The organism is Cylindrospermum stagnale PCC 7417 (assembly GCF_000317535.1).
GTDB classification, from domain to species: Bacteria; Cyanobacteriota; Cyanobacteriia; order Cyanobacteriales; family Nostocaceae; genus Cylindrospermum; species Cylindrospermum stagnale.
Window position 1 is genome coordinate 4,495,923 of sequence record NC_019757.1, and the last position, 26,765, is coordinate 4,522,687.

General features: G+C 42.5%; 20 protein-coding genes and 1 pseudogene. 9 read left to right on the forward strand and 12 right to left on the reverse strand.

Annotated elements, in window-relative coordinates; genetic code table 11:
- Positions 1-21: 21 nt before the first annotated feature.
- Positions 22-507 (reverse strand): DUF2243 domain-containing protein, encoded by a 486-nt coding sequence (locus tag CYLST_RS18880; RefSeq protein ID WP_015209327.1) that lies wholly within the window; start codon positions 505-507, stop codon positions 22-24.
- A 118-nt stretch (positions 508-625) separates the two neighbouring features.
- On the opposite strand from CYLST_RS18880, the gene CYLST_RS18885 reads away from it, so the two are divergent.
- The 4 genes from CYLST_RS18885 to mltA all read left to right on the forward strand — a co-directional run bounded on the left by CYLST_RS18885 (position 626) and on the right by mltA (position 6,456).
- Positions 626-1,096: a riboflavin biosynthesis intermediates N-glycosidase gene (locus CYLST_RS18885; protein WP_015209328.1), complete on the forward strand. Its 471-nt coding sequence runs from the start codon at positions 626-628 to the stop codon at positions 1,094-1,096.
- Between the two features lie 343 nt (positions 1,097-1,439).
- The gene (locus tag CYLST_RS18890) at positions 1,440-4,181 is read left to right on the forward strand and encodes a GAF domain-containing sensor histidine kinase (protein WP_015209329.1); all 2,742 of its coding nucleotides are present in this window, start codon (positions 1,440-1,442) and stop codon (positions 4,179-4,181) included.
- 790 nt (positions 4,182-4,971) lie between these two features.
- Positions 4,972-5,226 carry a hypothetical protein gene (locus CYLST_RS18900; RefSeq protein ID WP_015209331.1) on the forward strand — a complete coding sequence of 85 codons (255 nt, stop codon included), beginning with the start codon at positions 4,972-4,974 and terminating at the stop codon, positions 5,224-5,226.
- 3 nt (positions 5,227-5,229) lie between these two features.
- Positions 5,230-6,456 (forward strand): murein transglycosylase A, encoded by a 1,227-nt coding sequence (mltA, locus tag CYLST_RS18905; protein ID WP_015209332.1) that lies wholly within the window; start codon positions 5,230-5,232, stop codon positions 6,454-6,456.
- Positions 6,457-6,566: 110 nt separating this feature from the next.
- Here mltA and CYLST_RS18910 read toward each other — a convergent pair whose 3' ends face one another.
- Together CYLST_RS18910 and CYLST_RS18915 are read right to left on the reverse strand one after the other, a co-directional pair.
- Positions 6,567-7,436, reverse strand: coding sequence for a DUF5895 domain-containing protein (locus CYLST_RS18910; protein WP_041233165.1), 870 nt, complete (start codon positions 7,434-7,436; stop codon positions 6,567-6,569).
- Positions 7,437-7,676: 240 nt separating this feature from the next.
- Positions 7,677-8,498, reverse strand: a complete 822-nt coding sequence (locus CYLST_RS18915; protein WP_015209334.1) for an RNA-guided endonuclease InsQ/TnpB family protein — start codon at positions 8,496-8,498, stop codon at positions 7,677-7,679.
- A 116-nt stretch (positions 8,499-8,614) separates the two neighbouring features.
- On the opposite strand from CYLST_RS18915, the gene CYLST_RS18920 reads away from it, so the two are divergent.
- Positions 8,615-9,151 (forward strand): retropepsin-like aspartic protease family protein, encoded by a 537-nt coding sequence (locus tag CYLST_RS18920; protein ID WP_015209335.1) that lies wholly within the window; start codon positions 8,615-8,617, stop codon positions 9,149-9,151.
- A 54-nt stretch (positions 9,152-9,205) separates the two neighbouring features.
- Here the strand turns inward: CYLST_RS18920 and CYLST_RS18925 are convergent, their stop codons facing one another.
- From CYLST_RS18925 to CYLST_RS18935, 3 genes are all read right to left on the reverse strand, one after another.
- Positions 9,206-9,892, reverse strand: a complete 687-nt coding sequence (locus tag CYLST_RS18925) for a PHP domain-containing protein (RefSeq protein WP_015209336.1) — start codon at positions 9,890-9,892, stop codon at positions 9,206-9,208.
- Positions 9,893-10,231: 339 nt separating this feature from the next.
- On the reverse strand, positions 10,232-11,260 hold the full coding sequence (gene purM, locus CYLST_RS18930) for a phosphoribosylformylglycinamidine cyclo-ligase (RefSeq protein ID WP_015209338.1): 1,029 nt from the start codon (positions 11,258-11,260) through the stop codon (positions 10,232-10,234).
- A gap of 72 nt (positions 11,261-11,332) precedes the next feature.
- Positions 11,333-11,539, reverse strand: a complete 207-nt coding sequence (locus CYLST_RS18935) for a hypothetical protein (RefSeq protein ID WP_015209339.1) — start codon at positions 11,537-11,539, stop codon at positions 11,333-11,335.
- A gap of 129 nt (positions 11,540-11,668) precedes the next feature.
- Here CYLST_RS18935 and CYLST_RS18940 point away from each other — a divergent pair.
- Positions 11,669-12,023: pseudogene (locus tag CYLST_RS18940) on the forward strand (Uma2 family endonuclease); the annotation flags it as partial.
- Positions 12,024-12,404: 381 nt separating this feature from the next.
- Here CYLST_RS18940 and sodB read toward each other — a convergent pair.
- The 3 genes from sodB to CYLST_RS18955 form a co-directional block, all read right to left on the reverse strand.
- On the reverse strand, positions 12,405-13,007 hold the full coding sequence (gene sodB / locus CYLST_RS18945; protein ID WP_015209340.1) for a superoxide dismutase [Fe]: 603 nt from the start codon (positions 13,005-13,007) through the stop codon (positions 12,405-12,407).
- Positions 13,008-13,606: 599 nt separating this feature from the next.
- Entirely contained in the window at positions 13,607-15,232 is a 1,626-nt protein-coding gene (locus tag CYLST_RS18950; protein WP_015209341.1) for a bifunctional pantoate--beta-alanine ligase/(d)CMP kinase, read from the reverse strand.
- A gap of 159 nt (positions 15,233-15,391) precedes the next feature.
- Positions 15,392-16,480, reverse strand: a complete 1,089-nt coding sequence (locus tag CYLST_RS18955) for a septal ring lytic transglycosylase RlpA family protein (RefSeq protein ID WP_015209342.1) — start codon at positions 16,478-16,480, stop codon at positions 15,392-15,394.
- 824 nt (positions 16,481-17,304) lie between these two features.
- Here CYLST_RS18955 and glsA point away from each other — a divergent pair.
- Positions 17,305-18,309 (forward strand): glutaminase A, encoded by a 1,005-nt coding sequence (gene glsA / locus CYLST_RS18960; RefSeq protein ID WP_015209343.1) that lies wholly within the window; start codon positions 17,305-17,307, stop codon positions 18,307-18,309.
- 129 nt (positions 18,310-18,438) lie between these two features.
- Here glsA and CYLST_RS18965 read toward each other — a convergent pair whose 3' ends face one another.
- The gene (locus CYLST_RS18965) at positions 18,439-18,645 is read right to left on the reverse strand and encodes a hypothetical protein (protein ID WP_015209344.1); all 207 of its coding nucleotides are present in this window, start codon (positions 18,643-18,645) and stop codon (positions 18,439-18,441) included.
- A 246-nt stretch (positions 18,646-18,891) separates the two neighbouring features.
- Here CYLST_RS18965 and CYLST_RS18970 point away from each other — a divergent pair, with 246 nt between their 5' ends.
- The gene (locus CYLST_RS18970) at positions 18,892-21,576 is read left to right on the forward strand and encodes a winged helix-turn-helix domain-containing protein (protein WP_015209345.1); all 2,685 of its coding nucleotides are present in this window, start codon (positions 18,892-18,894) and stop codon (positions 21,574-21,576) included.
- Positions 21,577-21,950: 374 nt separating this feature from the next.
- Complete coding sequence (locus CYLST_RS18975) at positions 21,951-23,372, forward strand: WGR domain-containing protein (protein WP_015209346.1); 1,422 nt, start codon at positions 21,951-21,953, stop codon at positions 23,370-23,372.
- Positions 23,373-23,415: 43 nt separating this feature from the next.
- Here CYLST_RS18975 and CYLST_RS18980 read toward each other — a convergent pair whose 3' ends face one another.
- Positions 23,416-24,246: a squalene/phytoene synthase family protein gene (locus CYLST_RS18980; RefSeq protein ID WP_015209347.1), complete on the reverse strand. Its 831-nt coding sequence runs from the start codon at positions 24,244-24,246 to the stop codon at positions 23,416-23,418.
- Between the two features lie 230 nt (positions 24,247-24,476).
- Entirely contained in the window at positions 24,477-26,507 is a 2,031-nt protein-coding gene (locus tag CYLST_RS18985) for a glycoside hydrolase family 10-like protein (RefSeq protein ID WP_015209348.1), read from the reverse strand.
- Positions 26,508-26,765 lie beyond the last annotated feature (258 nt).

Consider the following 26,765-nt stretch of genomic DNA (forward strand, 5'->3'; position numbering starts at 1 on the left):
TAAAAACTGAATGCGGGAAGATCACACTGTATACTTCCTACTTTTTTGGATCATTAACCAGCCGATGAGCACAAGTAATGCACCAAACACCAGAAACCCCAAATCCCAAGCTAACTGATTTGGACCTGGTTTTACATGATGGATACCTAGAATTCCATGGTTAATTAGTCCTTCAACCAAGTGGAACAACCCAGCACCGACCAAGATTGACCCGATGAAGGTTTGTGATGACCAAGGAACATCTTCACGCCCTCCAGCATGCCACAGTAAGGCTACTCCTATCACAGTTAGTACCCAGTCTAAGGCATGAAATAACCCATCCCATACCATGTTTAAATCTATATTGGAGACGCTTGTCAGCGGTCGAATATTACTGAGCATGTGATGCCATTGAAGGATCTGATGCAGCAGGATGCCATCAATGAAGCCTCCGAGACCTAGACCGAGGAAAATTCCAGCAGCAATCAACGGTACACGTCTGCTGCTGACTTCACTTTTCGCACTCATTGTCAACCTGATAGATAGAGATTTCTACCACAATAGAAGTGTGTTTAGAACAATATCTTCTGTCTTGAGTCTAGTGCTAGCGTTCAATATCAAGTAGATAAAAAAGAGCCGTTTTCAAATGACCATTTATTTTTACAAGGTTTGGCAGCCTTATGGCTGTTTTTCTAACTTTTCTCCCCACGGAATCCAAATTGAGGGTATTTACTGGCCAACAGTTGAGCATTATTATCAGGCTCAGAAGTTTGTCGGGAGTGTGGATGCGGTGATTATACCTGTAATTCATGCCGCTGCTACTCCTGAAGCCGCAGCAGCATTGGGACGATGTTGCACCCGTCGATTACGTACAGACTGGGAGTTGGTCAAAACTCAGGTGATGCGAGAAGCTGTACTCAAAAAGTTTCTCACTCATGCTGATGTTAGAGAAGCACTCCTAATTACGGGTGATGAAATTCTGGTAGAAAACTCGCCAACGGATTATTTCTGGGGCTGTGGTGCTGATCAAACTGGTCACAACTATCTCGGCAAAATCCTCATGAGTGTGCGTGAAGAAATTCGCAAGTTACCTTCAGCCTCTGTAAATTTTGAATGACTAAGTCAGAATAGTTACATTGAATAGGATTTTTTCGGAGAGGGGAATGGCAACATTTCCCCCAGTCAACCAGCTTTCTCTTTTGGCAAAAAATTAATTTAATTTAATTAATTGATGCAAAGCATCATAAAAAAAGCTGCTTCTTCATCAAGATTTGTAATGGACGCCGGAATTTAAGTGCTCGTACTGAAATATTATGAAAAGTATGGATATATAATAAGTTGTATATCATCCGAATATTCTTTTTTAAAATAAAAAAACGAATTTGTAACATTTGAAGTGATAAATTCTCACCAAGGGCATTAAAAAAAAATTTTAACTTGTGTTTGGGTAAAGATAAGCAATGAGATTTACTGATAAACCAAACGGTTTACAGCAGCGCCTAAACCAAGAAGGTTTGCTGCACCGGATGATCAAACAGATTAGGCGATCGCTCGAACTCCAAGAAATATTAACAACCACGGTTAATGAAGTTCGTTCATTCTTGGGTACAGATCGGGTGAAAGTGTATCGGTTTGCCGCCGATGGTAGTGGTGAAGTCATTGCCGAATCTATTCATGAACAGCGTCTACCATCCCTATTGGGGTTGCACTTCCCACTCCATGACATTCCCCAAACGGCGAGAGAGATGTTTCTGGTGGCGCGGCAACGTTCAATTGTGGATGTAGTTAGTGGCAAAATAGGTTTGTCTCCACTACGCTCAAAAGAAACTGGCGAATCTCTACAAAGTCAGAATATCCACTATCGACAGGTAGACCCGTGTCATATTCAATACTTAAGTGCAATGGGCGTCCAGTCTTCGTTGGTGGTGCCGATTTTACATTATGACTTAACAAAAGAATCGACAAATCCTGAATTATGGGGATTGCTGGTATCGCACCATAGTGAACCGCGAACTATTTTAAAGCGGGAACTGAAAGTAGTGCAGCAAATTGCCGATCAGGTAGCGATCGGCATTTCTCAAAGTAACCTACTTAGAGAAGCCCGCGCCCAGCAACAGCGAGAAGCGATTATTAACCGCATCAACACCCTATTGCACGAAAGACCCACAATCCAGTTGCAGAAAGCGCTAGAAGCAACTATTGCTGCATTCGATGGAGTTGGTGGCAGGCTGTATGTTGAACAGAGTGGGGAACTATATACTTGGGGTGAGCAGCCGACACTCCCCTACACAGAAAACAGCATCATCGAACGGCATCCTGAATGGCAAAACTGGATGACTGAGTCCAAACCAGGTAATATTTGGGCGATTGCTGACCTCTACAAAGAAACACGTTTGCGAGTTTTGACCACGGCGTTCCGGTCTACTCGAATTCGGGGACTGATGGCGATTCCTCTACATTACCGCGAAAATTTTATCGGTATGTTGAGCATTTTTCGCCCAGAATTTGATACCGAAATCCTGTGGGCTGGACAGTGTGACCAAAATCAGCGACAACAGCAACCGCGCCTTTCTTTTGATATTTGGCGAGAGCAAAAAAAAGGACAAGCACCTGAGTGGAAGCCCGAAGAAATCTCACTGGGTCAAGCTTTGTCCTATGACTTCTCAATGGTAATTCAGCAGCAGCAAACATACCTACAGCTACAGTCACTAAATGCCAATCTAGAACTTCGGGTGCAAGAGCAAACCGCTGAACTGGAAAAATCATTACTGCTGACTAAGGCAATCAAGCAAGTTGCAGACCATATCCGCAGTACATTGGACTTGAATACAACCCTGCAAACCATCGTCCGGGAAGTGCGCCCCCTGCTTAATTCAGACCGGGTGCTGATTTACCGCTTACTAAGTGAATCTGAGGGTGAGATAATTGTTGAAGAGGTCAATGGTAATTGGCGGTCGGTGCTGGGAATGAAAACACCACCAGAATGCTTTCCTGATGAATATGCCCGTCATTACTTTCGCGGTAGGGTAAGGGCGATAAACAATGTATCAACAGAGTCTTTAAGTTCCTGTCATCGAGAGTTTTTGGAGAATCTGCAAGTCCAAGCCAACTTAATTGTACCCATTAAAATAGGGAAGCAACTATGGGGGTTACTCATTGCCCACCATTGTGAATCTTCCAGAAATTGGCAGGAAGCAGAAATTGATTTGCTGCAACAGCTAGCGGATCAGGCAGCGATCGCTATTCAGCAAGCACAACTCTACCAACAAAGCTGTGATGCAGAAGCAGAAGCAAGGCAAAAAGCTGCACAATTAGAGCATACCCTGTACCAACTCCGAGAAACACAGGCAAAATTAATTCACACCGAAAAAATGTCCAGTTTAGGACAGTTAGTAGCGGGTGTAGCCCACGAAATCAACAACCCCGTTAACTTTATCTACGGTAACTTGTGCCACGCCAGTGACTACACCGAACAGCTGCTCGACCTTTTACAACTCTACCAATCGCATTATCCCAACCCCAGTAGTACAATTCGCTCGACCGTTGAATCTATAGATTTTGACTTTTTGGTACAAGACTTACCAAAAATTATGTCATCAATGCGAGTAGGAGCAGATCGTATCCGCTCAATTGTGCTTTCATTGCGTAATTTTTCTCGCCTAGATGAGGCAGCAAACAAGCCTGTTGACCTGCATGAAGGCATCAATAATACTTTATTGATTTTGCAACATCGGCTGAAGGGAAATGGTGATTTTCCTGGCATTGAGGTAATCAAAGACTATGGCAATTTACCAAAGGTGGAATGCTATGCCGGTCAGATGAATCAGGTATTCATGAATATTATCAACAATGCCATTGATGTCCTGATTGAAGAGAGTCTCGCAGATGGAAAGCAAGAGAATAACAAAGCCGCACCAAGCATCCGGATTTCTACTAGAGTCTCAGCAGATAATACCCATCTGCTAATTAGCATCGCCGATAATGGGCCAGGAATGAGTGAAGAAGTGAAAAAGCGAATTTTTGACCCGTTTTTCACTACTAAGCCTGTGGGCAAGGGTACGGGACTGGGACTGGCTATCAGCTATCAGATTATTGTCGAAAAGCATGGTGGATTGATGGAGTGTATCTCAGAAATAGGTAAAGGCACAGAGTTCTGGATTGAGATTCCCCTCAAATTCCTAGGAGGAGTCATTGATTATTAGGCAATAAAGGCTAGTTTTCAAAACTTAAAGAATGACTGAGCAATGACTCAATACACCTCTGGCAAGAGTACTTTGATTAATAGTGGTTATAAGGCTTTCTTTTTCAAGAAAGTAAAGTTTAGTCTCAAAAATCATCCACCTCAATCTACAGGTGCTAACTTAATAGTTGAAGCTAATAAGCTTCCCTGGCAGATACAACAGCTACAGTTCAAATGCACGTAAGAGGTAACAAAGCTGTTTAATTCACTTCTGTCTCGTCTCAATACAACAACACCCAACGCGAAAGCTTATATTCCCTCAAATTTTTGAAAATCAGAGGGCGCTGTAACTGGTTTTCATTGCTTGTTTATCAAAGTGGTGAAAATGAGTACATCCCTGGCTAGAATAAACAAGGGGAGGGAGTAATTCAGCTAGTAGATTGTCTGGGTGTTGTTGTTTGTATGGGTACAGCTTGGCGCTTCGCGCAATTAAAAATTAAAAATTAAAAATTAAAAAAATTTAGCTAATATTGACGGGTGCAATCGAGGGAAAGCGGGCGCTTTGCTCCCTCGCCAACCAGCTAGCACGATTTAAATTATTTTTTTGATTTTTTTCCTCAACCAATAATTGGGAACTGTTTCTGGGTAGATAACCGTCATAGGCGGAAGTAAAAGCTCAGAGTTAGGGGTGATTAACGGCCAATTTTGCCCTTGCTTTGGCACAAATGCTGCTGCTCCCGTAGGCTTACTCTTTCCATTCCGGGGTGACCTGGTTAACAATGGGTTGGATGTATTTTAAATGATGCAAATTTATGGCTAGAACTCCAGATGAATACGCCGTATACCTCCTACTGGACACCGGTCATCGGGAAGAAGTGCGTTTTCCTACTTTTCCAGAGTTTCAGAAATGGTACAGCAACGTACTGACGCCGAAATATGATTCTCATGAGTTTATCAATGTGCCGATCAAGAATATTCAAGGTGAATATCTAGTAGTACGTCCATCTCGGATTGTGGCCATCCGGGTAGAACCCATTTTTAGTTCTAGTGTTGAAAGATTCAACTAAATGATGAGAAAAACCCTTGCTTTGCTTTCCTTGAGTCTGGGAATCGCCCTTGTAAACCCACTCTGGTCAGTTGTTGCTCAGATTCCAAATATACCGTCGTCACCAGTACCGACCAGTCCTGAAGTACAACCACCACTTAAACCAATCGATTTGCAAGCCAATTGCACCCCCCGAAATGCTTGCTTGGGTTGGGATGAGCAAATTTGGAATAGCAGGGGTAAAAAAGGCGATCGCCAAGCACTTTTGGCTTCGATTGACAACAGTCTGCGTTACCTAGGAAAGAACGAAGCGATCGCCGCCTATCAAAATTATCCCATCAAGGAGATTTCTCTTGATCGCGTCCGGAGGAGTTTGCTGCGCTTCCGTCAACTGGTTGTCAGTTCTCAATCACCAGCCCAACTACAAGCTGCTGTCCGTCGGGAGTTTGTCTTTTATAAGTCTGTGGGCAATGATGGCAAGGGTACTGTTAAGTTCACTGCTTATTATGAGCCAGTTTATACCGCTAGCCGTGTAAAGACTTCAGTCTATAAATATCCCCTTTATCAACTGCCGCCAGATTTCGACCAATGGGCTAAACCCCACCCGAAACGGATTGATTTGGAAGGAAAAGATGGATTACTAGGCAATAAGAGCCAGTTGCGCGGTTTAGAATTGCTTTGGTTTCGCGATCGCCTAGACGCATACATGGTACACATCCAAGGTTCTGCCCAAATTAACTTAACCAATGGCAAGAAAACCTCTGTTGGTTATGCAGGTGGAACCGATTACCCTTGGACAAGCATCGGCAAAGAACTGGCAAAGGATGGCAAAATGGACTTGAACGGCTTAACGCTACCACGTCTAGTCAGTTATTTCCGCCAAAATCCCCGGGAATTGAGTAATTATCTGCCGCGTTGGGAAAGGTTTATCTTTTTCCAAGACACTGGCGGAACACCAGCTACAGGTAGTATTCATGTGCCAGTCACAGCAGAACGTTCCATTGCTACAGATAAGTCTCTCATGCCTCCAGGGGCGCTAGCATTGGTTAACACCTCACTTCCCTATCCTGTCAGCCGTGGCCAGCTAGAGTATCGTACTGTTAGCCGCTTTGTGCTTGATCAGGATACAGGAAGCGCCATCAAAAGCCCCGGACGGGTGGATTATTTCATGGGTTCTGGGCAATTAGCAGGCGATCGCGCTGGTGTCACAGGCGGGAATGGTTCACTATATTATTTACTCCTGAAGGAATAGGTAATGGGTAATGGGTAATGGGTAATGGGTAATGGGTAATGGGTAATGGGTAATGAATAAGACTTTTCCCAATTCCCAATTCCCAATTCCCAATCCCCAATTCCCAATCCCTAATAGGGAGGATAACCAAAATCATCTTCATCAGCGTAAACATAGGAACTGGAAACCCCAGCTAGTTCCATTTTGGGTGTTTCGATTTTGATCGCTTCCTTACCAAATTCTTTGTAGTCTTCAAAAGTCTTGCAAATGATTGCCGATTCAGGAGAATCTGAAGCAATCATGTATTCTATTAAAGTTCCCACTGTCGGATGCTTGTAGTCAACAGTTGAAGCAACCATTGCTGTATTGGGCTGAATACCTCTTTCTTCACACTCAATTATTGGGCAAAAAATACCGTGAGCATGGAACAATGGACCTTTTGGTGTCACTGGTTTCTTACAAAATCCAGCATAAGCCTTTTCTAATTCAGCCACGAAACCACCAACAATTCTACCTTGTTGATATTCGGAATAATTTTTACCAAAGCTAGCTCCCGCAGCACCACTGAGAGTTAATTGCAGTGGTAAATTATGTAAAAACTTTTTATCTTCACCCACTAGAAAAATTAAATGGCGAGTAAAAGTTTTAAATTTAAGTTTATCAGCTAAAAAATCATCCTTGTGATCTTTGAAAGTACCCAGTTTTATACCCGTTTCCCGGTCTTTAACAGATAATGGACCCCGGCGCACTATCACTAACCTGGGAGTGGTAGTAATAAATACTGTTTCGACTCCAGAGCTAAATTCATGCTCTATCTGTTGCCAATTATCATCCGGTTGAAAGCCGATAGCTTGGGCGTTATCTAGGTTAATCGCCAAACCGTGGGGCTGAAGACCATCTGGGCCATACCGAGGATTAATCATCAGACCCCAGGGGAGGACTTGAGAAGGTGGCGCGTTGAATTTCTCGTCCTCAAATTCAAACTTAGCAGATGCATTCATCATTTTCGGCTATGAAAGTGTCTTATTAATTAAGTTTATCAGTCTGGTACAGAGTCTGGCGCAGCAGATATACTACTACCAAAAATTTAGGACTTACCCACTGTACGAATGGGACATCTAGTATGTTAACGGAATTTGGTCGTTTCAGACTTTTAGTGATTACCAAGAGATAGGTGGCAAACGCGAACAGCGTACGGTCGTTGACATACTCCCCGCCCTAGAAGGGCCCAGATTCTGGGGTCAAACAGCAATTGCGGGCATAGCCCGTCTGACATCACCTAACCCAACAGTCGATGCCCCGACTGCTTGAATATTTTTCGCAGCGTTGTGATCACGTCCATTAATTGATTGACAAGACGGACAACGCCATTCTCTAACGGATAAATCCAAATCTTCTAAAAGATGACCACAATTAAAGCAAGTTTTACTAGATGGATACCACTGCTCTATATAAACAACTTGCTTTCCTTTCTTCTTGGCAACCCATTCTAGGATTTGTAGAAACTCTCTAAAAGCTAAGTCTGATATTTTCCTACCCCAAAGACGTTGCATACCTTTGAGGTTCAAAGTTTCAAAAATCACTATCACCATAAATAACTCACCTAGCGGTGTACGTTTTATGGTTAATGTTTTGATTTTTCCTTCTATCTCTCTGGACTGACAGAATTGATAAACTCGTTTGCCAATCTTAACTCTGTTGCCTCCTAATAATTTATAACCAGCTTGTTTGAGGGTGAATGATTTGTATTTTTTAACTTTTTTAAATCCAGGGGGTCTCACTCCTTTTTTGTTGTGTTTAAAAAATAATTGATAGGCTTTCTCGATGCGTTGACAAATATCTTGTACTGCTTGAGAACCTACTGACTGCCAAAATTGATGGCGTTTCCGTAGCTTGGCAATGTGAGATTGAAGTTGATTGCTATTTAAATGCTTGCCCCACATTCGGTAGTAGCGTTTATGTAGAGCAATACAATGGTTATAAATCACCCCAGCGGCGTTTATCATCCGTTTGAGGTGTCTATTCCTCTTGTTTTCGTATAGCTTAAACTTCAGTGTCTTCATAGCGTTATTATACTATGAATAGATCCAGGCAAAGAATACGCAACACTCGTTTAAAAAGCCGTCTCCGGACGGGGCTTTAAACCCATTTTTTCGGTAATTTATGAGAACCATAAACAATGAAAGCTATTGGAAGGATAAGGATAGGGATTGCTGCTGTATATTCCATGATTGTGTTAACAGTGCCATCTGTAGCAAAGGCTAATGACGCGGGTGGTTGTTTCATGGTGACATCATCAGGTAAAACTATCGGATTGGGGCAACTATGTGGAATGAACCAACCAAATCCCAGAGTTTTTCAAGTACCAATCAAGCGTCGTAGCGCTAAAACTCCGATCATAGATGTTTATTTTAACGGCAATCAAGTTTTTGAGATGGTTGTTGATACTGGTGCAAGTGGTATTCTGATTACTCAACAAATGGCCACAGCCCTCAAAATCCAACCTTTGGGAATGATCAACGCCACGATTGCGGATGGTAGCGTAGTGGAGTTTAAAACTGGCAATATCCCAACAATTGCCGTTGGCCGTGCTGTGGTTAATAATGCAACAGTTGCGATCGCTCCCAAAGCTAGTATTGGGCTGCTTGGGCACGATTTTTTTGGCAACTACGATATCACAATTCTAGAAAAACAAATTCAATTTCGGCAGCGATAACCGTAGTTACCCCTGGCTATTTGAACCAGGAGTGTAAAAAACATGGCTTTGTCTTTACAACCGCTGGAGCAGGTTTAAACCGTGGGTATCTGTACCACAGGTATTAAAAAGACCATATTCCTCAGCTAACTGTTGTACTTGTTGTGATTCCACAGCACAGGGTTTCCAGGGGTTGGGATTTTTGTAAGCATAGAAAGCTTCAACGCCATCGATGCCGTTTTCCGCCGCAGCTGGAATTAAGTCAAAAAGCGATCGCTTGTAGCGCGCTGGATGAGCGAGTACAGCCAAGCCCCCAGCTTGATGAATAGCGGCAATCACACTGGCTGCCTCATATTCTTCACCCATAGCAGTTGTTCTTTGCAAATAAGGTTTCATACTGGGGTTTTCTGGTTCAAAGGCATAAGCCAAAACGTGAACTTCTATATCCAATAGGTTGGCATTGATTTCTGCACCACTCCACAGGTGAGGAGTAATTGCATCGGGATTATTCCACTTCCATGCTTCTAACCAAGTCAGTGCCGCTTGATAGCCATCAACACTATGATGGTCAGTGATCGCCAGTCCTTGTAAACCAATGGCGATCGCTTGCTCCATCAATCCGCTCGGCTGTAACCTTCCATCCGAGTTAACTGTGTGCATATGAAAGTTGAATAACCTCGGACAACTTTGGGCATCAATGCGCTGGAATACTTGCTTCAAAAGTTCTGTGGAAGCAGTACACCGGGCAAAATTTACAACCATAACCCCCTCTGAACAAAAAACATGTGATTCTCAATACACCAACACGCCATATTTACAGATGAGCAGCCATCAACAAGGTAAAATAGTGTTAGTAGTTATTTTTTCGGCTGCATTAACAAATATTTTCGATATGTTAAGACTACGTTAGCAAATCTCAAGGCTGACGCCCATGAGTATTTTGCATGGCTCCTATAAAGAAAGTCTAAAATATTGCAATCTGCTTGAAGAAATACGGTTAGTAGATATAGGGCGAATAAATCAAAAATATCCGGCTTGGGTCGAGTTATTCCCTATACCAAGCCAAAAACCAAATTTAATTTTATGTGTTAATTATAGCTTTTATCTAGGCAACCCCACTAATTCACCCGCACCAGTAATCACTTCACCAATAGCAAAAGCGGGAATATCTTGTGATTGCCAGTGAGTAATTGTCTGCTCTACCTGATGAGGCGGCACTAATACTACAAATCCAATCCCCATATTGAAGGTATTATACATAGCTTCGGGACTGACAGATCCAGCCTGGGCTAGCCACTGGAAAACGGGGGGGATAGTCCAACTGCTGGGGTTAATTTTCAGCCCTTGACCTTTTCCTAAACATCGAGGTAAGTTTTCTGGCAGTCCACCACCTGTGATGTGAGCCATACCGTGAATTTCTAACTTTGCTGACAGCGCTGCGAGTACAGATTTAACGTAAATGCGCGTGGGTTGGAGAAAAGTTGCGCCGATAGTGGCACCACCTAACAATTCTGGGGTGTCGTTCCAAGAAAAACCGCGATCGCTCACAATCTTTCGGACTAAACTTAAGCCATTGCTGTGGACGCCAGAACTAGCAAGTGCTACAGCCACATCCCCCACCTGTACCTGGGAACCATCCAACATTTGGCTTTTTTCCACAATCGCCACACAAAACCCCGCCAAGTCATACTCACCCACTTGGTAGAAACCAGGCATTTCTGCCGTTTCTCCTCCCAGTAAGGCACAACCAGCCTGCTTACATCCAGAGGCTATCCCCGCTACCACCTGAGTTAACTGCTCTTTATCTAGTTTCCCCGTTGCCAAATAATCTAAAAAAAACAGCGGTTGGGCACCAGATGTCAGCACATCATTAACGCACATCGCCACCAAATCAATACCAACGGTGTCATGGCGGTTGAGAATGTTAGCGATTTTCAGCTTTGTACCGACTCCATCTGTCCCAGAAACCAATACTGGTTCGTGATAACCTGTTGGTAGTTGAAAGCAGCCACCAAAGCCACCCAGTCCCCCCAAAACTTCTGGTCTAAAGGTGCTGTGAACCAAATTGCGAATTTGATCTACAAAAGCTCTACCTGCTTCAACATCAACCCCTGCATCCCGATAATCCATGCCTAACTACACCGTTATCAATTCGTTACAAACTTAGGCTATTATCATCACACAATTTTGACGCGAACTGCATTAAAATACCTGATCTTCGATACCGTGCCACCATTCGCCTAAATTCATTAAATCTTGGTAAATATCTTCTAATTCTTCCGCATAGGCATTTTCTGAAAGCGTATCTCGCCGTTCTTGCAGTTTCTTCAGGCGTAGTTGCACTAATAGCCAAGGTTTGGAGATACCATCTGTGGCTTCGACGTATTGCGCTAGTTGTTTGCTATCCATAGATTTTAGATTTTGTTTTTTATCAGGGACAAGCTGAAAACCTTTGAAGATGTGTTTGGAGGAAGGAAAACTGAATAGGCTCGTTGATTGCCATTACACTAGATGTAGCAACGCCAGCTAGTAACCATGATGACATCTGCTAAAGATGTCTCAGTGTCTGCTGAATTAACTATTGCCTCAGAAGCAGAAGATATTATCATTCCTCCAAGTGATTTATGGAGTGATGAACCGCCGTGGGAAAGTGACTTGCACCGGGAGCAAATTGAACTGCTGCTTGCTTGTCTCAAGTGGTGGTGGCGCGATCGCACCGATTTCTATGCTACTGGAAATCTGACGATTTATTTCAGCAAGAGAGCAAATTACCACACGGGACTTTAGAGGGCCAGATTTCTTTGTTGTTTTGGGATCTGAAAATCGCCCCCGCAAAAGCTGGGTATTATGGGCAGAACGGGGAAAATATCCCAATGTGATTATTGAATTACTTATTTCATTCTCATCTAGCCCGCCTCAGAATGAATTCTGAGTCTAATGGCACTCATTCGTCTCAAGACGACTAAAAGAAATTTCTAGTCCGTTAAAACGGACTTTAGCTATTAGCCCTGAACTTCAGTTCAGGGCGGGTTATGTCTACAACGAAATAGCCCTGCGATTGAAATTTATCCAGTTAAGGGACTTCCAATTAAAAAAATATCCAATCGGTAGGGACACAGCATTGCTGTGTCCCTACAAGTCTATGATTACTGGATAATTTATTTTTTGGTATTCCCTAATCAAAAACAGCCACGATTGCTCATCGTGGCTGCTGTTTGAATTGATAAATTAACTGATTATCGGCGCTTGACAAAAGCTAACTTTCGTCAGTTTATTAAGCTGAAGCCAGATTTGCTGCGGCGAAGTCCCAGTTAGCAAGCTGATCTAGGTAATTCTTGATGAACGCTGGACGAGCATTTCTGTAGTCGATGTAGTAGGCGTGTTCCCAAACGTCTAGGGTGAGGAGTGCCTTTTTACCGAGTGCTAGAGGGTTTTCTGCATTTGGTGTTTTGATAACCTTGAGGGTGCCACCATCATCAATCAACCAAGCCCAACCACTACCGAACTGAGTTGTAGCCGCGTTAGAGAACTCTTCTTTGAATTTGTCGAAGCTACCAAAGTCTTTGTCAATTTTAGCAGCCAAGTCACCGGTAGGTGCGCCACCGCCGGCTGGCTTTAAGGAATTCCAGAAGAAGGTGTGGTTCCAAACTTGAGCCGCGTTGTTGAAAACTCCGACTTTAGAGGCATCCTTAAATGTAGTTTGGATCACCTCTTCCAAGGACTTATCAGCAAGTTCTGTACCATCGGTGAGCTTGTTAAGGTTGTCTACATAAGCTTTGTGATGCTTGCCATAGTGATACTCGAAAGTCTCACCTTTCATGCCATATGGCTCTAGAGCATTAAAATCGAAGGGTAGGGGCAGCTGTGTAAATGCCATTTTGTCAAATCCTCTCTTTACCGTTTTCCAGTGGAAAGCTTTTGTAGAAGCTTAGGAAAATACAAATTTTGTATTTGGTTGTTTTATATCCTTAAATCTAGGGACATAAAACTTAACATAGTTATTTTACTACCAAAGTGAAGATTCAGACAAAGTACTTTGGTAATAAGCTAAATCACTAGGCATTAATGATCATAAATAAAAACTACTAATAGTTCATCTGCACGAATCCGGATATATTACGGACAATCTCCTTTAACTAAAGAGAGATTAAAGGGGGGAATTTCTTAGACTGTTATGCTCTGCATAGCAGGAATTTATCTTTGATTATGAAAATTTTCTTTCTACACATTTATTTTGCTAAATTTACCGCTCTGGTACTTCTAGCTGAAGATGCACCAATCAGAGTATTTTAAATCTATCTAAAGCTAGATGAATTCATTATTAAAGTCTTTAAGATATACATTACGGTACTTGATTTAAACTAAATATAGCTGATTGAAAAACTGTCTCAGACTATTTTTTCAGTTCTAAGAATGGTGAGTGAGTTTTCACTCACCACGCTACTTAACACAAAAACCAACAGCCCATTGCAGTGATTACCACTGAGATAGGCGTTGTTGGTAGTAGTTAACAATTTTTGCTGTGACTTCAGACGCGCTAAGTCCATCGGTTTGAATTTCCACCGCATCTACTGCTTTTTGTAAGGGGGAAACTTTGCGATTACTATCTTTCCAGTCACGTTCGGCAATATCTCGTTCCAACTGCTCTAAACTCACTTCGGGTTGACCTTGTTTTTTAAAGTCTTGCTGGCGGCGACGTGCGCGTTCACCTACAGAGGCGGTGAGAAAGATTTTGACTTCGGCATCGGGGAATACATGAGTACCGATGTCCCGTCCTTCAGCCACTAAACCACCGCGTTTACCCCAACTTTGCTGTTGTTGAACCAGTGCTGCCCGGACTGAAGTTTGGGCGGCGATCGCAGATACAAGAGATGTTACCTCAATTGTGCGAATTGCCTGGGTAACATCAGTACCATTAATCCAAACCCGCACCGGAGATTGAAGATCCTGGCTGGGAGTGAGTTCAATTTTACACTGATTGACTAATTCAGCGATCGCATAATCATCATCAATAGCAATTCCCATGTTTAGTACTAGCCAAGTCACAGCCCGATACATAGAGCCTGTATCTAGATAAACCAAGCCGAGATTAGCTGCCACTTGACGTGCCACCGTGGATTTACCAGCACCGGCAGGGCCATCAATGGCGACGATGGGTTGGCGATCGCGCAAGATGGTATTGTCAATCAAGCGTGTAGAACCAAGACGAGCTGCGATCGCGAGCATTCCTTCCTCCTCAACTGTTTCTAAAAACATCAACGTAGTCGGATCAACCAATTCAATATATTCCACGAAAATAGTGCTAACCGTTGCTATTTCTTGCCACACCAATGCTATTAGCTGACTGCTGTGGCGAGTACCTGCCTTAAACGCAGCTTCAGCTTGCCTCAAGCCGCGAGACAACACTGTTGCCTGTTCTTTTTCCGTTGCAGTCAAATATTGATTACGAGAACTCAAGGCTAAACCTGATGCTTCTCGCACCGTTGGACAAGCAACAATCTCTACTGGCAAATTCAAATCAACTACCAGCCGTTTAATAATTGCCAGTTGCTGACCATCCTTTTGACCGAAGTAGACGCGGTCAGGCTGCACCAAGTTAAAAAGCTTGGTGACGATCGTCGCCACTCCCTGAAAGTGACCTACTCGATAACGACCACACAAGGCAGATATCATAGCAGATGGAGGGATTACTTGTGTAACATGAGATTCTGCTATATTCTTCGGTCTAAGTCCCATTTCTTCCGGAGTCGGCGCGAAAATCGCATCTACTCCGGCTTGTGCACAAAGTTTTTGGTCTGACTCTAAAGTGCGAGGGTAGCGTTGATAATCCTCGTTGGGACCAAATTGCAGGGGATTGACAAAAATACTGACAATCACCGTGAAATTTTCGGAACGCGCTCGTTCAATTAAGCTTAAATGACCTTGATGTAACCCTCCCATTGTTGGGACTAGACCGACTGCTGTTTGATACCAGCTAGTTGTGTCATCTAGTAATATATCCTCTGGAACGGTAAGCTCGTTTTCCTTTGGCGTAGCGTCTCGCAGAGTGCGACGTTTAGTTAAATAGCAGCGTAAAGCTGCGACTGTTGTCAGCAGGCGCACAAAATTCCCCTAGTTCAACTCTTGCCTCTCCCTCGTTAGTTTATATCTGAAATAGAGGCAAGAGATGCTTGAACTAGGGGAATTAAGTAATAGTGAAGAGCGAATAGAGCGTAGAGAGTAGTTTGTCAGGGTGAAGTTGACGGTCAACTTCAGTCCCCTTTATCTTCCCAAGACGTCGATTTTTACTGGTGCAATGCCGCTACCGATCATTCCTAACACCCTAGCGGCACCGGCAGAAACGTCAATAATTCGACCTCCAATGTATGGGCCCCGGTCATTAATTCGCACGACGACAGAACGACCGTTGCGGGTATTGGTAACACGGACTTTTGTCCCCATAGGCAAGGTGCGATGGGCTGCTGTTAAGCCTTCAGGATTATACCTTTCACCGCTAGCAGTTTGGCTGCCAGAACCATCATAGCCGTACCAGGAAGCGATGCCTGTGAAGTTGATTCGCACTCCGCCAACGGCAATCTGTTGTGGTAGCTTTGGTATGGAGAATGGTGAGCGCATCGGCAGGTTAGCAATTTGACTTAAGGGAGATGCTTTGCCGATGAGTCTCCGCAGGCGATTGGTTGCTTGCAATGCGTCTTGTGCCAGATTTGTGGTGGTATCTGCTAATCGCGTGTTTTGATTGATTTCCACCAATTCTTGGTCGCTAATTTTGATCGTGTAGCGATCGCCTAACTGTTGTTGGACAAAGGAACCTTTATTCTGGGCAAAATTTGCGACGGTCGATTTGTCCCCTGCTTTCCAACTTACGGTAATTTGACTCGCGTCCACATTGTCCTCGATCAGCTGGTTGATTTTAGCTGCTATTACACCAGCTCTCTGTACCGGATCATTGTCAACTGAGTTAATTACGTTCCTAACATTCCCCACCTTGGGTGAGTTGCTAGCAATAAGGGCGTACGATTGTACGCCCCCAGTATCTCCAATAGCACCAACTTTCGTTTGACTACTGGCAACTTTTGAGGAACTCAGAAAGGTGAGAACGGGAATATTTCGGATAAAAAGGGTTGCTGCCTGCCGACCGCCAACGCTGTGTGGATGAATTTCTGTCATCACAGCATCCGAGGTTAGGTTCCCTACAGGGGATTGATACTCTCCGACTTTGACCACATCAGTTGCAGGTGGTTCTTCAGATGCTAGAGCAGTTCCCTCAGTGGCTTGAGTCTGAACGACTAAGGGTATACCCAAAGTAGTCAGAAGCAGGGCGACAATAGTCCACAAATATCTTTGATTCATGCGTCCGATTTTTAAAGCGACTGTAGAACTGAAGTTTTATGATTCGCGGGTTTTTCACCAAATAGAGAGTGACATTCCCTCTAAAACTCGAACTCGTTCCGCTTCCACTTTTTTGTTTATAACTGCAACAGACTAACACGAACCTTTTGGCTTGGGGATCAGGGTTTTATCGTAAGTCTTAGTCACTTTCCCCAATTTAAATCGTGATTTTCAGGGCAAAACCTTTCTCAAGTGCGGATTTTGGCTGTGTAACCTTTTTTTTTCCCAGGTAAAGGATTTCTTATCAAGACTTAACATTACAACTTTGCCAAATCGAGTGGTCATGATTCAAGACTGTTCGCGGTGCTATTTGCTAACAATGTATATTAAGTAACATTTATATTTACAAAATTTCATTGCCAGCAACATTAATTTTTAATTCTAAACCCCAGATAAATATTTAAAGAATTTATTTAATTAAATATTTGTAATTCTCTATAACCTTGAATGCACAAGAGTTAGAGCAAATATCAGCGAATAGAGTCAACTTCAACTAGATGGGATTTTTCGAGATTTTTGTGCTCTCTAAGTCTGAAGGTGACGTTGCTAAACATTATTTTTCTTTGTAATCTAAGTTACTTTATATTTACGTAATATGGTGTAGAAAATCTAGATACAGAGCCACTATGTATTTTTTCACATCAGAAAAAAATCAATAATGAGATAATGAAAAAAGTTAACGGGCAGATGTAAATAATTAGGCATTTGTAACAAAAATAACACTTAGTAGTGTTTGCCTCAAGTATTTGCCCTAGTATTATTTGTGAGAGACAGCTTTCAGCCCTATGGATAATCCAGGAGATTCAGAAATAGTTTCATCACCACTACCAGAATTTCTCAACGACTTGCACTCCAAGTACAAATCTTTGCAAGAGGGTGCAGTAGCGAACTATATTCCAGAACTGGCAAAAGTAAACCCCGATTTGTTTAGCATCTGCATTGTTACAGTCGATGGGCAGAGTTACGAAGTTGGAGATTACAAGCAGCTATTTACTATCCAGTCGATTTCTAAGGTGTTTGCTTACGGACTTGCTTTAGAAGATCATGGACGGGATTATGTTTTAACTAGGGTGGGTGTGGAACCAACAGGGGAGGCATTTAACGCCATTATCCTAGATGAGCAGTCAAAACGACCATATAACCCAATGGTAAATGCTGGTGCGATCGCCACCACCAGTTTAATTAAAGGTGCTGGTGCCACTGAACGCCTGAATCGGGTGCTAGATATGTACCGTCGATATATTGGGCGAGATGTGTTTGTCGATATCTCACTATTTACCTCAGAACGCAGCACAGGACACCGTAACCGAGCGATGGCGCACCTAATGCTGAATTTTGGCATGATTGACCAAAATATTGAGGAGTCGCTGGATCTTTATTTCAAACAATGTTCAGCGATGGTAAATTGTCGAGATTTGGCGGTGATGGCGGCTACTTTAGCTAATAAAGGTATCAACCCGTTGACAGAGGAACGGGCTGTTGAGAGTCGTTACATTAAAGATATTCTCAGCGTGATGTACACCTGTGGGATGTACAACTTTGCTGGAGAGTGGGCTTATAAAATCGGGATTCCGGCGAAAAGTGGTGTTTGTGGGGGAATTATCGCCGTTGTCCCGAACCAGATGGGGATTGGGGTGTTTTCACCACTGTTAGATATCCGGGGTAACAGTGTCCGGGGGGTAAAGGTGTGTGAGGAACTTTCCCAACGCTTGGGTTTACATTTGTTTGAGTGTTCTAATTCGGGTGGGAATTTTGGCGAAACTGTGTTTAAGCCATGTGGGGATGAGTAGGATTGGTTCACTACTATATATATAGTGAAAAAACCACTAAGAGGTTTTACTGCGTAAAACCTGTCCCTCTCCGAGTCGGAGAGGGAAGGACTTGAACTTTAGTTCAAGGCAGGGAGAGGTTTATTGAACTCACTTCTTTTTTTTGTTTGTCGTGTTGATGAGGTGTGCGATCGCATTTAGCAGAGTTTGGGAAAAATAACCCATAGCCAAAATCACCGCCACCGCAACACCTCCATACATCAGTAGAGGTACAAATCCCCCGAATTCAGGCATTTGGGGAGATGGGTTGGCGGTAGTCGCCACCAAAATCACCGATTTATTGCTAAAATCAGACATATCAAATCCTTGGTCTTCAAAAGACCATAACAACAACGCACAAACGTTACCGGCGCTGTGCGAATTTACAAGCAATCTTCAAGCGTTTCTAGGTGGTACTGGAGACGCTTATTTGCTTATAGGCAAGAATAACATACCTTGAATGATGTACGTCAACTTTGACGTACGTTAAAAATAACGTATATTGAAAGAGTAGTATTTTCCAGGTACTCAAATTGAATACGTATATAATTTGGGGCTAAAAAAATGAACAGTACCTTCATCTCTCACTTTACCCCCAGTCTCATGGCTCCCGAAGCGTTGGAAGCTATATTAGTACAGCGTCATCAGTTAGCGGATGACTTAGCAGCAGCAATTCGTGAAAGTGCATTGACAGCTAAGAAAAATTTCCACCTGTTGCTGGGAATGCGGGGTATTGGTAAAACCCACATGGTAGCACTGACTTATCACCGTATTTCTAAAATGGAAGACTTGCGGGATAAGTTACTCATCGCATGGTTGCGAGAAGAAGAATGGGGAGTTACAACATTTTTAGATTTGCTGTTGCGGATATTTCGAGCGCTACAACAAGAATATCCAGCAGAATATGAGGCTAAGTTAAATCAGCAAGTTGAAGCACTTTATCAATTATCGGCTAATGAAGCCGAACCTATAGCCGCAGACTTGCTGAGGGAATTTGTGGGTAAACACACCCTGCTGCTGCTGATGGAAAATTTAGATGATTTATTTGATGGGTTGGGAAAGAACGGACAAAAGCAACTTCGGGAATATATAGACAATTATTCATTTTTGACAATTTTGGCGACAGCGCAAAGTGGTTTTGCGGGAATTAACGTCAAAAATAGCCCTTTCTATGACTTTTTCCAGATACACCCTTTAGAAGAGTTGACGCTAGAGGAGGCTATCGACTTATTAAGGCAAATTGCCCGATTAGAAGGCAAAAATGACCTAGAATCGTTTATTTTAACATCAACGGGGCGCGATCGCATTCGTGCAGTGCATCATCTAGCAGCAGGAAACCCCCGCGTTTATGTAATTTTCTCCCAGTTCCTCACGCGCAAATCTCTAGATGAACTGGTAGAACCATTTATGCGGATGTTGGATGATTTGACACCTTATTATCAAGCGCGAATGGCTTGGCTTTCCCAACAGCAGCGAAAAATTATCGAATTTCTCACTAACCACCGTCGCGCTGTAACTGTGAAAGAAATTGCTCAACGTTGTTTTATTACTCATCAAACAGCATCAAGTCAGCTTAAAGATTTGCGAGAAAAAGGTTATGTGAATGCTGAAACAGTTGGACGCGAATCATTTTATGAATTGCGAGAACCGTTGATGCGATTTTGCATGGAGGTAAAGAAACAACGGGGTGAAGCGATACGGTTATTTGTAGACTTTTTGCGAATATGGTATACAAAGGAGGAGTTGAAACAGAGATTAGAAATACTCCCACCTGATGCAGAAATTGAGCGAGACTATATACTTCATGCGCTACAGATAATTGAAGAAGAACCAGAAGACCCTCGTATAGCAGAATATTTGAAGGATGTTTTTGCTTCCTTTGAAAATAAAGATTATCTCCATTGTCTGAAAATAGCAGATAAGCTGATAGCAATTCGCGGGTATGCAAATGACTGGTTTATACATGGTTGCATTCTCCATGAATTTAAACATTACGAACAAGCTTTATTATCTATAGATAAAGCGATTGACATTGACCCTAATCAGAAATTGTCTTGGCTTTTACGGGGTCTGACGCTTGATGAAACCGAGGATTATGAGGAAGCATTAACTTCTTATAACAAAGTAATTGAACTTGACCAAAATTATGTGGATGCCTGGTATCGTCGAGGCCGTATACTGAAAAATATTAAGCAATATGATGAAGCTTTAAAGTCCTACAACAAAGTAACTAAATTAAATGACAATCATGAAGGTGCTTGGTTACTTAGAGGTGAAATATTATTATATAATCTTGAACATTACGATGAAGCCTTAGAATCTTTCTACAAAGCAATGGAAATTAATCAAGATGAAAAAGATATTTATTGGAATTATATCAGTGCATGTTTATCAGGAATTGGTCAATATGAAGCTGCGTTAGAGTTTTGCGATAAGTTGATTGAGCTTGAGCCAAATGAAGCAATTTATTGGGCAAATAGAGGTGCTATGTTAACAAACCTTGAACGATACGATCAAGCCTTAGAATCCTACAATAAAGCAGTTGATATTAATCCATTTGATGCTAAAGCTTGGTACGACAGAGGTAATATACTGCTAAACCTCGAATGTGATGAGGAGGCTTTAGTATCTTTTAATAAAGCAATTAAACTTGACTCAACAGATGTAAATACTTGGTTAAAACGAAGTTTGATATTATATGACCTTGAACGCTACGATGAATCATTAGAATCTTCCAAGCAGACAATCGCTCTTGGTTATCAATCTTCAGAAATTCTCTTCAATGTAGCTGATTGTTTACTAGCTATGAACCGTTGGGAAGAAGGAATTAAAGCATTAGATGATGTACTCAATAAATTGAGCAATGAAGAAGAGCCTAATTTAGAGGATACAGAGTATATTATCCGCAACATATTCACAAACTACAAAGATGTATCTGTGTGGAAAAGTCGGATTACAACTCTGATAGAAATTTACGACAAATACCAACTAATCTCAGCTTTAGGAAAAGCAATTATTGATAACATTCCCGCTGTAATGTCAGAAATGGTCAGCGATAAAGCAGCGCAGACTTGGCTAGAAGTGTGGCGGGAATTGGTGGGGAATCGCCCCGAATTTCAAATCCCTTTGCGACTGCTGAATGCTGCTGTGCGCTATCGGGAAACCAAGGGAGATAAACGAGTTTTACTAGAATTACCCATCGAAGAACGCAAGATATTACAACAGGTGCTAGAAATAGAAGAATCTTAAATCTATTAAGACTTACGCACTGTACAAATTTACCCTCGTTCCAGGCTTTTTCCTTCGCGTAGCATCTCGAAAATATGGATTTTTGATGCGTCAGGGGACACTACCAGTAGGGTGCGTTCCCTAACGCACGAATTAGCCAGGGCGAATGGAATTCGCGGCTACACAAACAAAGTCCGCCTCCGCGGACTAAGGAAAAATTGAGAGTTTGAAACCCACGGAGGTGGGTTTTGCCTGTGTAGACGCGGTTTCTAACCGCCCTTTTAACTGTGCCCCTACGATGGATATGGTTCAAATGAATGAAATCTGCTATAACTCAAACACTCCAAAAAGCGTCATGATTTAAATATTCAAAATCGTTTCACCGAGAAAACGTCATGGCTGAAGAAAAAGTATACTTGGAACTTTCCGAAGCTGATGGAGGTTCCCACAAATTTTATGAAGTTATCATCAAAGATAGCGAATTAACTATCCGCTATGGGCGCATCGGGGACTCAGGACAAACTCAAACCAAAACATACCCTTCCCCAGAAAAAGCGAAAGCTGAAGCGACGAAAAAGATAAACGAAAAACTGAAAAAAGGCTATGAACAAGCCGTCATGGGTGCGCGTCAAAAGCGTTCCGTGACACGCCGCGAAGTTGCTAGCACTACTTCTACATCTAAACAAGCGCCAATTCTCTGGAAATTTAACGCTAATTCTGCCGCTTTTGGGATATTCATTGACGGTAACTCCTGCTGGCTAGGAAATCAAAACGGTCAAGTTTTTGCACTAAACCATCAAGGTAAAGTTCTCAATCAATTTAAGATTCCCGACGGGGTGAAATGTCTTGTTGCTGATGATATTTGGATTTATGCTGGCTGTGATGATGGTAATGTCTATGACCTCACCGGCAAGTTACCACGAGTTGCTTACCAAATTGATGAAAATGTCGATATTTTCTGGTTAGATATCAAGGATGGTTTGCTGGGAGTCTCTGATGCTAAAGGCGGTGTCACCACAATTGACCATGATGATGAATCTCAATGGACACGTTTAAGTCAAGGTGATTCTGGTTGGATGGTACGCTGTGATGAGGTGGGTATCTATCACGGTCATAGCAAGGGTGTGACTATGTATGATAATAAAGAAGGTCGGATGTTGTGGCATCAACCTACTAAAGGTGCTGTACTATTTGGTTGGCAAGAAGCATCGGCTGTCTATGCAGGTACCAGCGACAAAAAGATTTATTCTTTTAGCAAAAAAGGTGAAGTCGGCGCAATTTATAAGTGTGATGCACCGGTTTATTCTTGCGCTACTGCCCAAGATGGTAAATATGTGTTTGCAGGTGATAACTATTCTTCAATTTATTGCTTTAATCAGGCTGGGGAAAGACTTTGGAAACTGGGGAGTGGCTGCGGTTCGGCTTTATCTATGCAGTTTTTCGAGAATTGTATTTATATTGTCACGACAGAAGGTTCTCTGGCTTGTATTGATGCAAGTGTTTCTGCCATTAAAGCGGCTCAAGAAGGTACAATTCCCCAAGCAACTATTATTAAAGCACCAAAGGGAGAAGGTGCCGCACCAACGTCGGTTTTGGAAACTACAGCAGATAGCAGCGTTGGGGTAATTGTTGAGTGTTTTAAAGAGGGGAGTAAATTGCGAGTTCGGGTTGTTTCACCTGGATATAACTCTCAATGGAGGGTGCAGTTTCCCCAAGATATTCGCCAAGAAGGACAGCGCTATTTGGTGCAAGAGGTGCGTGAGTCTGCTAATGGTGGTTTCTATCGCGCTTATGGGGATATTAGGAAGTTGGTTTAGTGAACTGACTATTTTTTCTGACAAAGTCTGATTTAACTTCATTTCAGTAGACTTGGGAAAATAGAGTGTAGTCAAAATCGCATTCACGAAATATTCGCTCAATTCGAGCATAGCGCTGTAAACACCATTGGCGACAAATATTCCAAGAAGGATGTAGATCATTAGCTAGCATGATTTTATCTGATTGTACCCGGATTTTCAAAAGGTATTCGTCTAGCCAAAATTGCATCATTTTGTGATACCCAGGATTTTGGTATACATCCATTTGAAAAAATTGTTCGCGTCTGACACCAAAATTGTTGAGTAGATCAACAGGGAAGTAGCAAATTTTACGTTCAGAGTCTTCTTGTAGATCTCGCAAGTTATTGTAAAACTGATCTGCTGTACCAAGGTAATAAGCTAATTGCCAATGTTCCGCCGTCAGGAATGGTGAGACTTGAAAGAAATTGCCACCCACATCCTCTAACATTGTTTGATGTTGCTGGAGAGTTTGGATACACAAATTAGGTTGATTATATTTGGCGAGCGCTATTACGTGTTTGTCCCAAGATTGAATAGAGAGTTCATCAACTAAGCTAGGATTACTATGAAACCAAGAGTTTTTAATTTGAGTTAAAATATCTTCATAAGCACAACCTATTAGCACTTTATTGTCAGTTAAAAGTAGCTTCCAGCCTTGAAAAAAATTTTGAAATTCAGTCCCTTGACCATCTAAAAATTCGTTTTCAGCTAGTTCATCAACCAGACGAAGCCAGCTAATTCTTCTAACCCATTCATCTTGAATTTCAGGTTCTAAATCTGACAAAAAAGCTGCATTATTCCAATCTTTTACTAGAGTCTTTGATATACCGAATTGATTGCTTTCTGAAATCATGAATTGGAATTTTTATATCTTATATGTGTAATAGGATATAGCAAATTAACTAATTGTATACTTAGACATTAATTTGAATATTTTATTAATTAAGACACTAACTATGTTTTAAGTTATAGATTTTTTTGTCTACAGAGAAAAATATAGTCCATACCATATAGATAGCTATTTTCAGGTAAATGAACTACATTTTTTTGGCTCAAACTCCAGCCGCCGAAGATATCTCTAACTCAAGTCACGGTAATCACTACGCCGGCGCTTTCATTTGCTAATCTGTCTACTGCACATACGGCATAAGTTCCTGGTTCCACGGTGGCAAAGGTGGTACCAGCAGACAAAATTCGCTGGAGTGTCCAAGTATCTCCATTCTGCCGATAAAGTGTCCAGGAACGAACTGGCCGATTATCTCCATCTTGCCATTTCAGTTTGCGGTTGTTAACTTGCAGTTCTTTGGGTGGGGCTGGTGGTGTTGCATTTTGCCAGGACATACTCGGCACTATTGCTGGTTGGGAATAAAGGGAATTTTTGAAGTTGTCGGCGATGTTTTGGCGATTTTCGGTGAGGGAATTCATACTGTAGAAGATGTTCCCTATTGCCAAGTTTTTCTCTAGGTTGCGAGTAATCTTGATTTGCTTGTCAATTTCTGTATCTTTCCAAGCTTTACCATCGAGTTGGGCGATGTTATTGCCGGCGTAAATATGTCGCTGCTTGGTGTTAACTTCTGTCCACCATTTCAGCAATGCTTCATAACTCTGTTTTGGTTGGTCGGTACGCCAATAGAGTTGGGGGGCAAAATAATCAACCCAGCCTTGTTCTAACCATTTCTTGGAGTCTGCATAGAGGACGCTATAGGCATCTAAACCGGCAATACCGGCTGGTTGTCCAGGGCGATAAATGCCAAAGGGACTAATGCCAAATTTAACGTCGGGTTTTGTGGCTTTGATTCCTTGGGATAGACGCAGCACCATTTGGTTAACGTTTTCTCGTCGCCAGTTGTCTAAGCTGAGGGTTCCGCCGGCTGATTTGTAGGCTGTGTAGGTTTTTTCATCGGGGAAAGACTGTCCAGCGATGGGATAGGGATAAAAATAGTCATCTAGGTGAACGGCGTCGATATCGTAGCGGCGGACAACATCGATAATGACGTTGTAAGCCCTATCTTGAACGACTTTTGAGCCTGGTTCCATCCATAACTGATTACCCCATTGATAAACAACTTCGGGGTTGGTGATGGCTATGTGGGGGCTGATGTTGGGGGAATTTTTGATGCTAGTTTTGGCGCGGTAGGGGTTGAACCAAGCGTGAAGTTCGATGTTGCGTTTGTGGCATTCGGCGATCGCAAATTCTAAAGGATCATAAAATGGTTCTGGTGCTTTACCTTGAGTTCCTGTAATCCATGCACTCCAAGGTTCTAGTTGAGAAGAGTACAACGCATCGCCCTCTGGCCGTACCTGCAAAATCAGCGCATTGAAGTTCATCTCTTGCAATTGGCTGATAATTTGCACTAATTCTGCTTGCTGTTGGGCAACTGTCAGTCCAGATTTAGAAGGCCAATCACTATTCCACACAGATGCTACCCAAGCCCCCCGGAACTCCCGACGATGACTGACTTTGACAGTATTAAAAACTGGGGGCTTTGGTGTGGTTACAGCATTTGGGGGAATCACAATATAGGCAGAGGTAATCTTTTGCGCTTGTCCCAGATAGACCAAAGCTTGATAAATTATCACTGCAACATCTGCGCGAGTCGCTGCTATGTTGGGGTTGAGTAATTTTATATTTGGATAGCTAGCAACTAATTCTGCACGAGTTGCGATCGCCACTTGATTTTTAGCATAAACTGCTATGCCAGCAGCATCTTGATATATTTGCCCCAGTGTACTCAGCAAATCAGGTTCCACTTTAGCCCCAATCTCCAAGCCATTGACCAGAGAAACTAAAATATCACCCCTGGAAATCCTGTCATTGGGGCGCAGACGCTTATCAGGGTATCCAGCAATAAATCCTGTCTCGTAAGCTTTTTTAATCGGATTTATCGCCCAGTGACTGCCAGGAACATCAACAAAAGGCACATACTCCCGCTTCTTTGGTAGGGTAAACACTGCCGCAATGATGGCAGCAAATTCAGCGCGAGTGACTGAGTTATCTGGGCGAAAAGTCCCATTAGGATAGCCACTCAACATGCGACGCCCTGCTAAGGCCTCAATGAATAGCCGTGCCCAATGATTTTGAATATCTGAGAAGGGCGTAGAAGTATTTACCATTAATGATTGCAGCTAGCTGGCCTAACTTTAATTTACAGCTATTCTCAGGTAAATGACCCACAGGTTGGAAATTAAAAAAGAATGTAGAGACGCTGCCTGCAACGTCTCTACACTAAATAAATGAAAACTGCTGTATATCTGCGTTGCTCGTTTAAAAATTCTAAATTATAATTTTTACCAGCTTGGACTAGGCAATTTTTCAGGTATTTGCGCCTGATGGTAAGCCTAAAATACACTACAAGATTAAAATTTAATGGT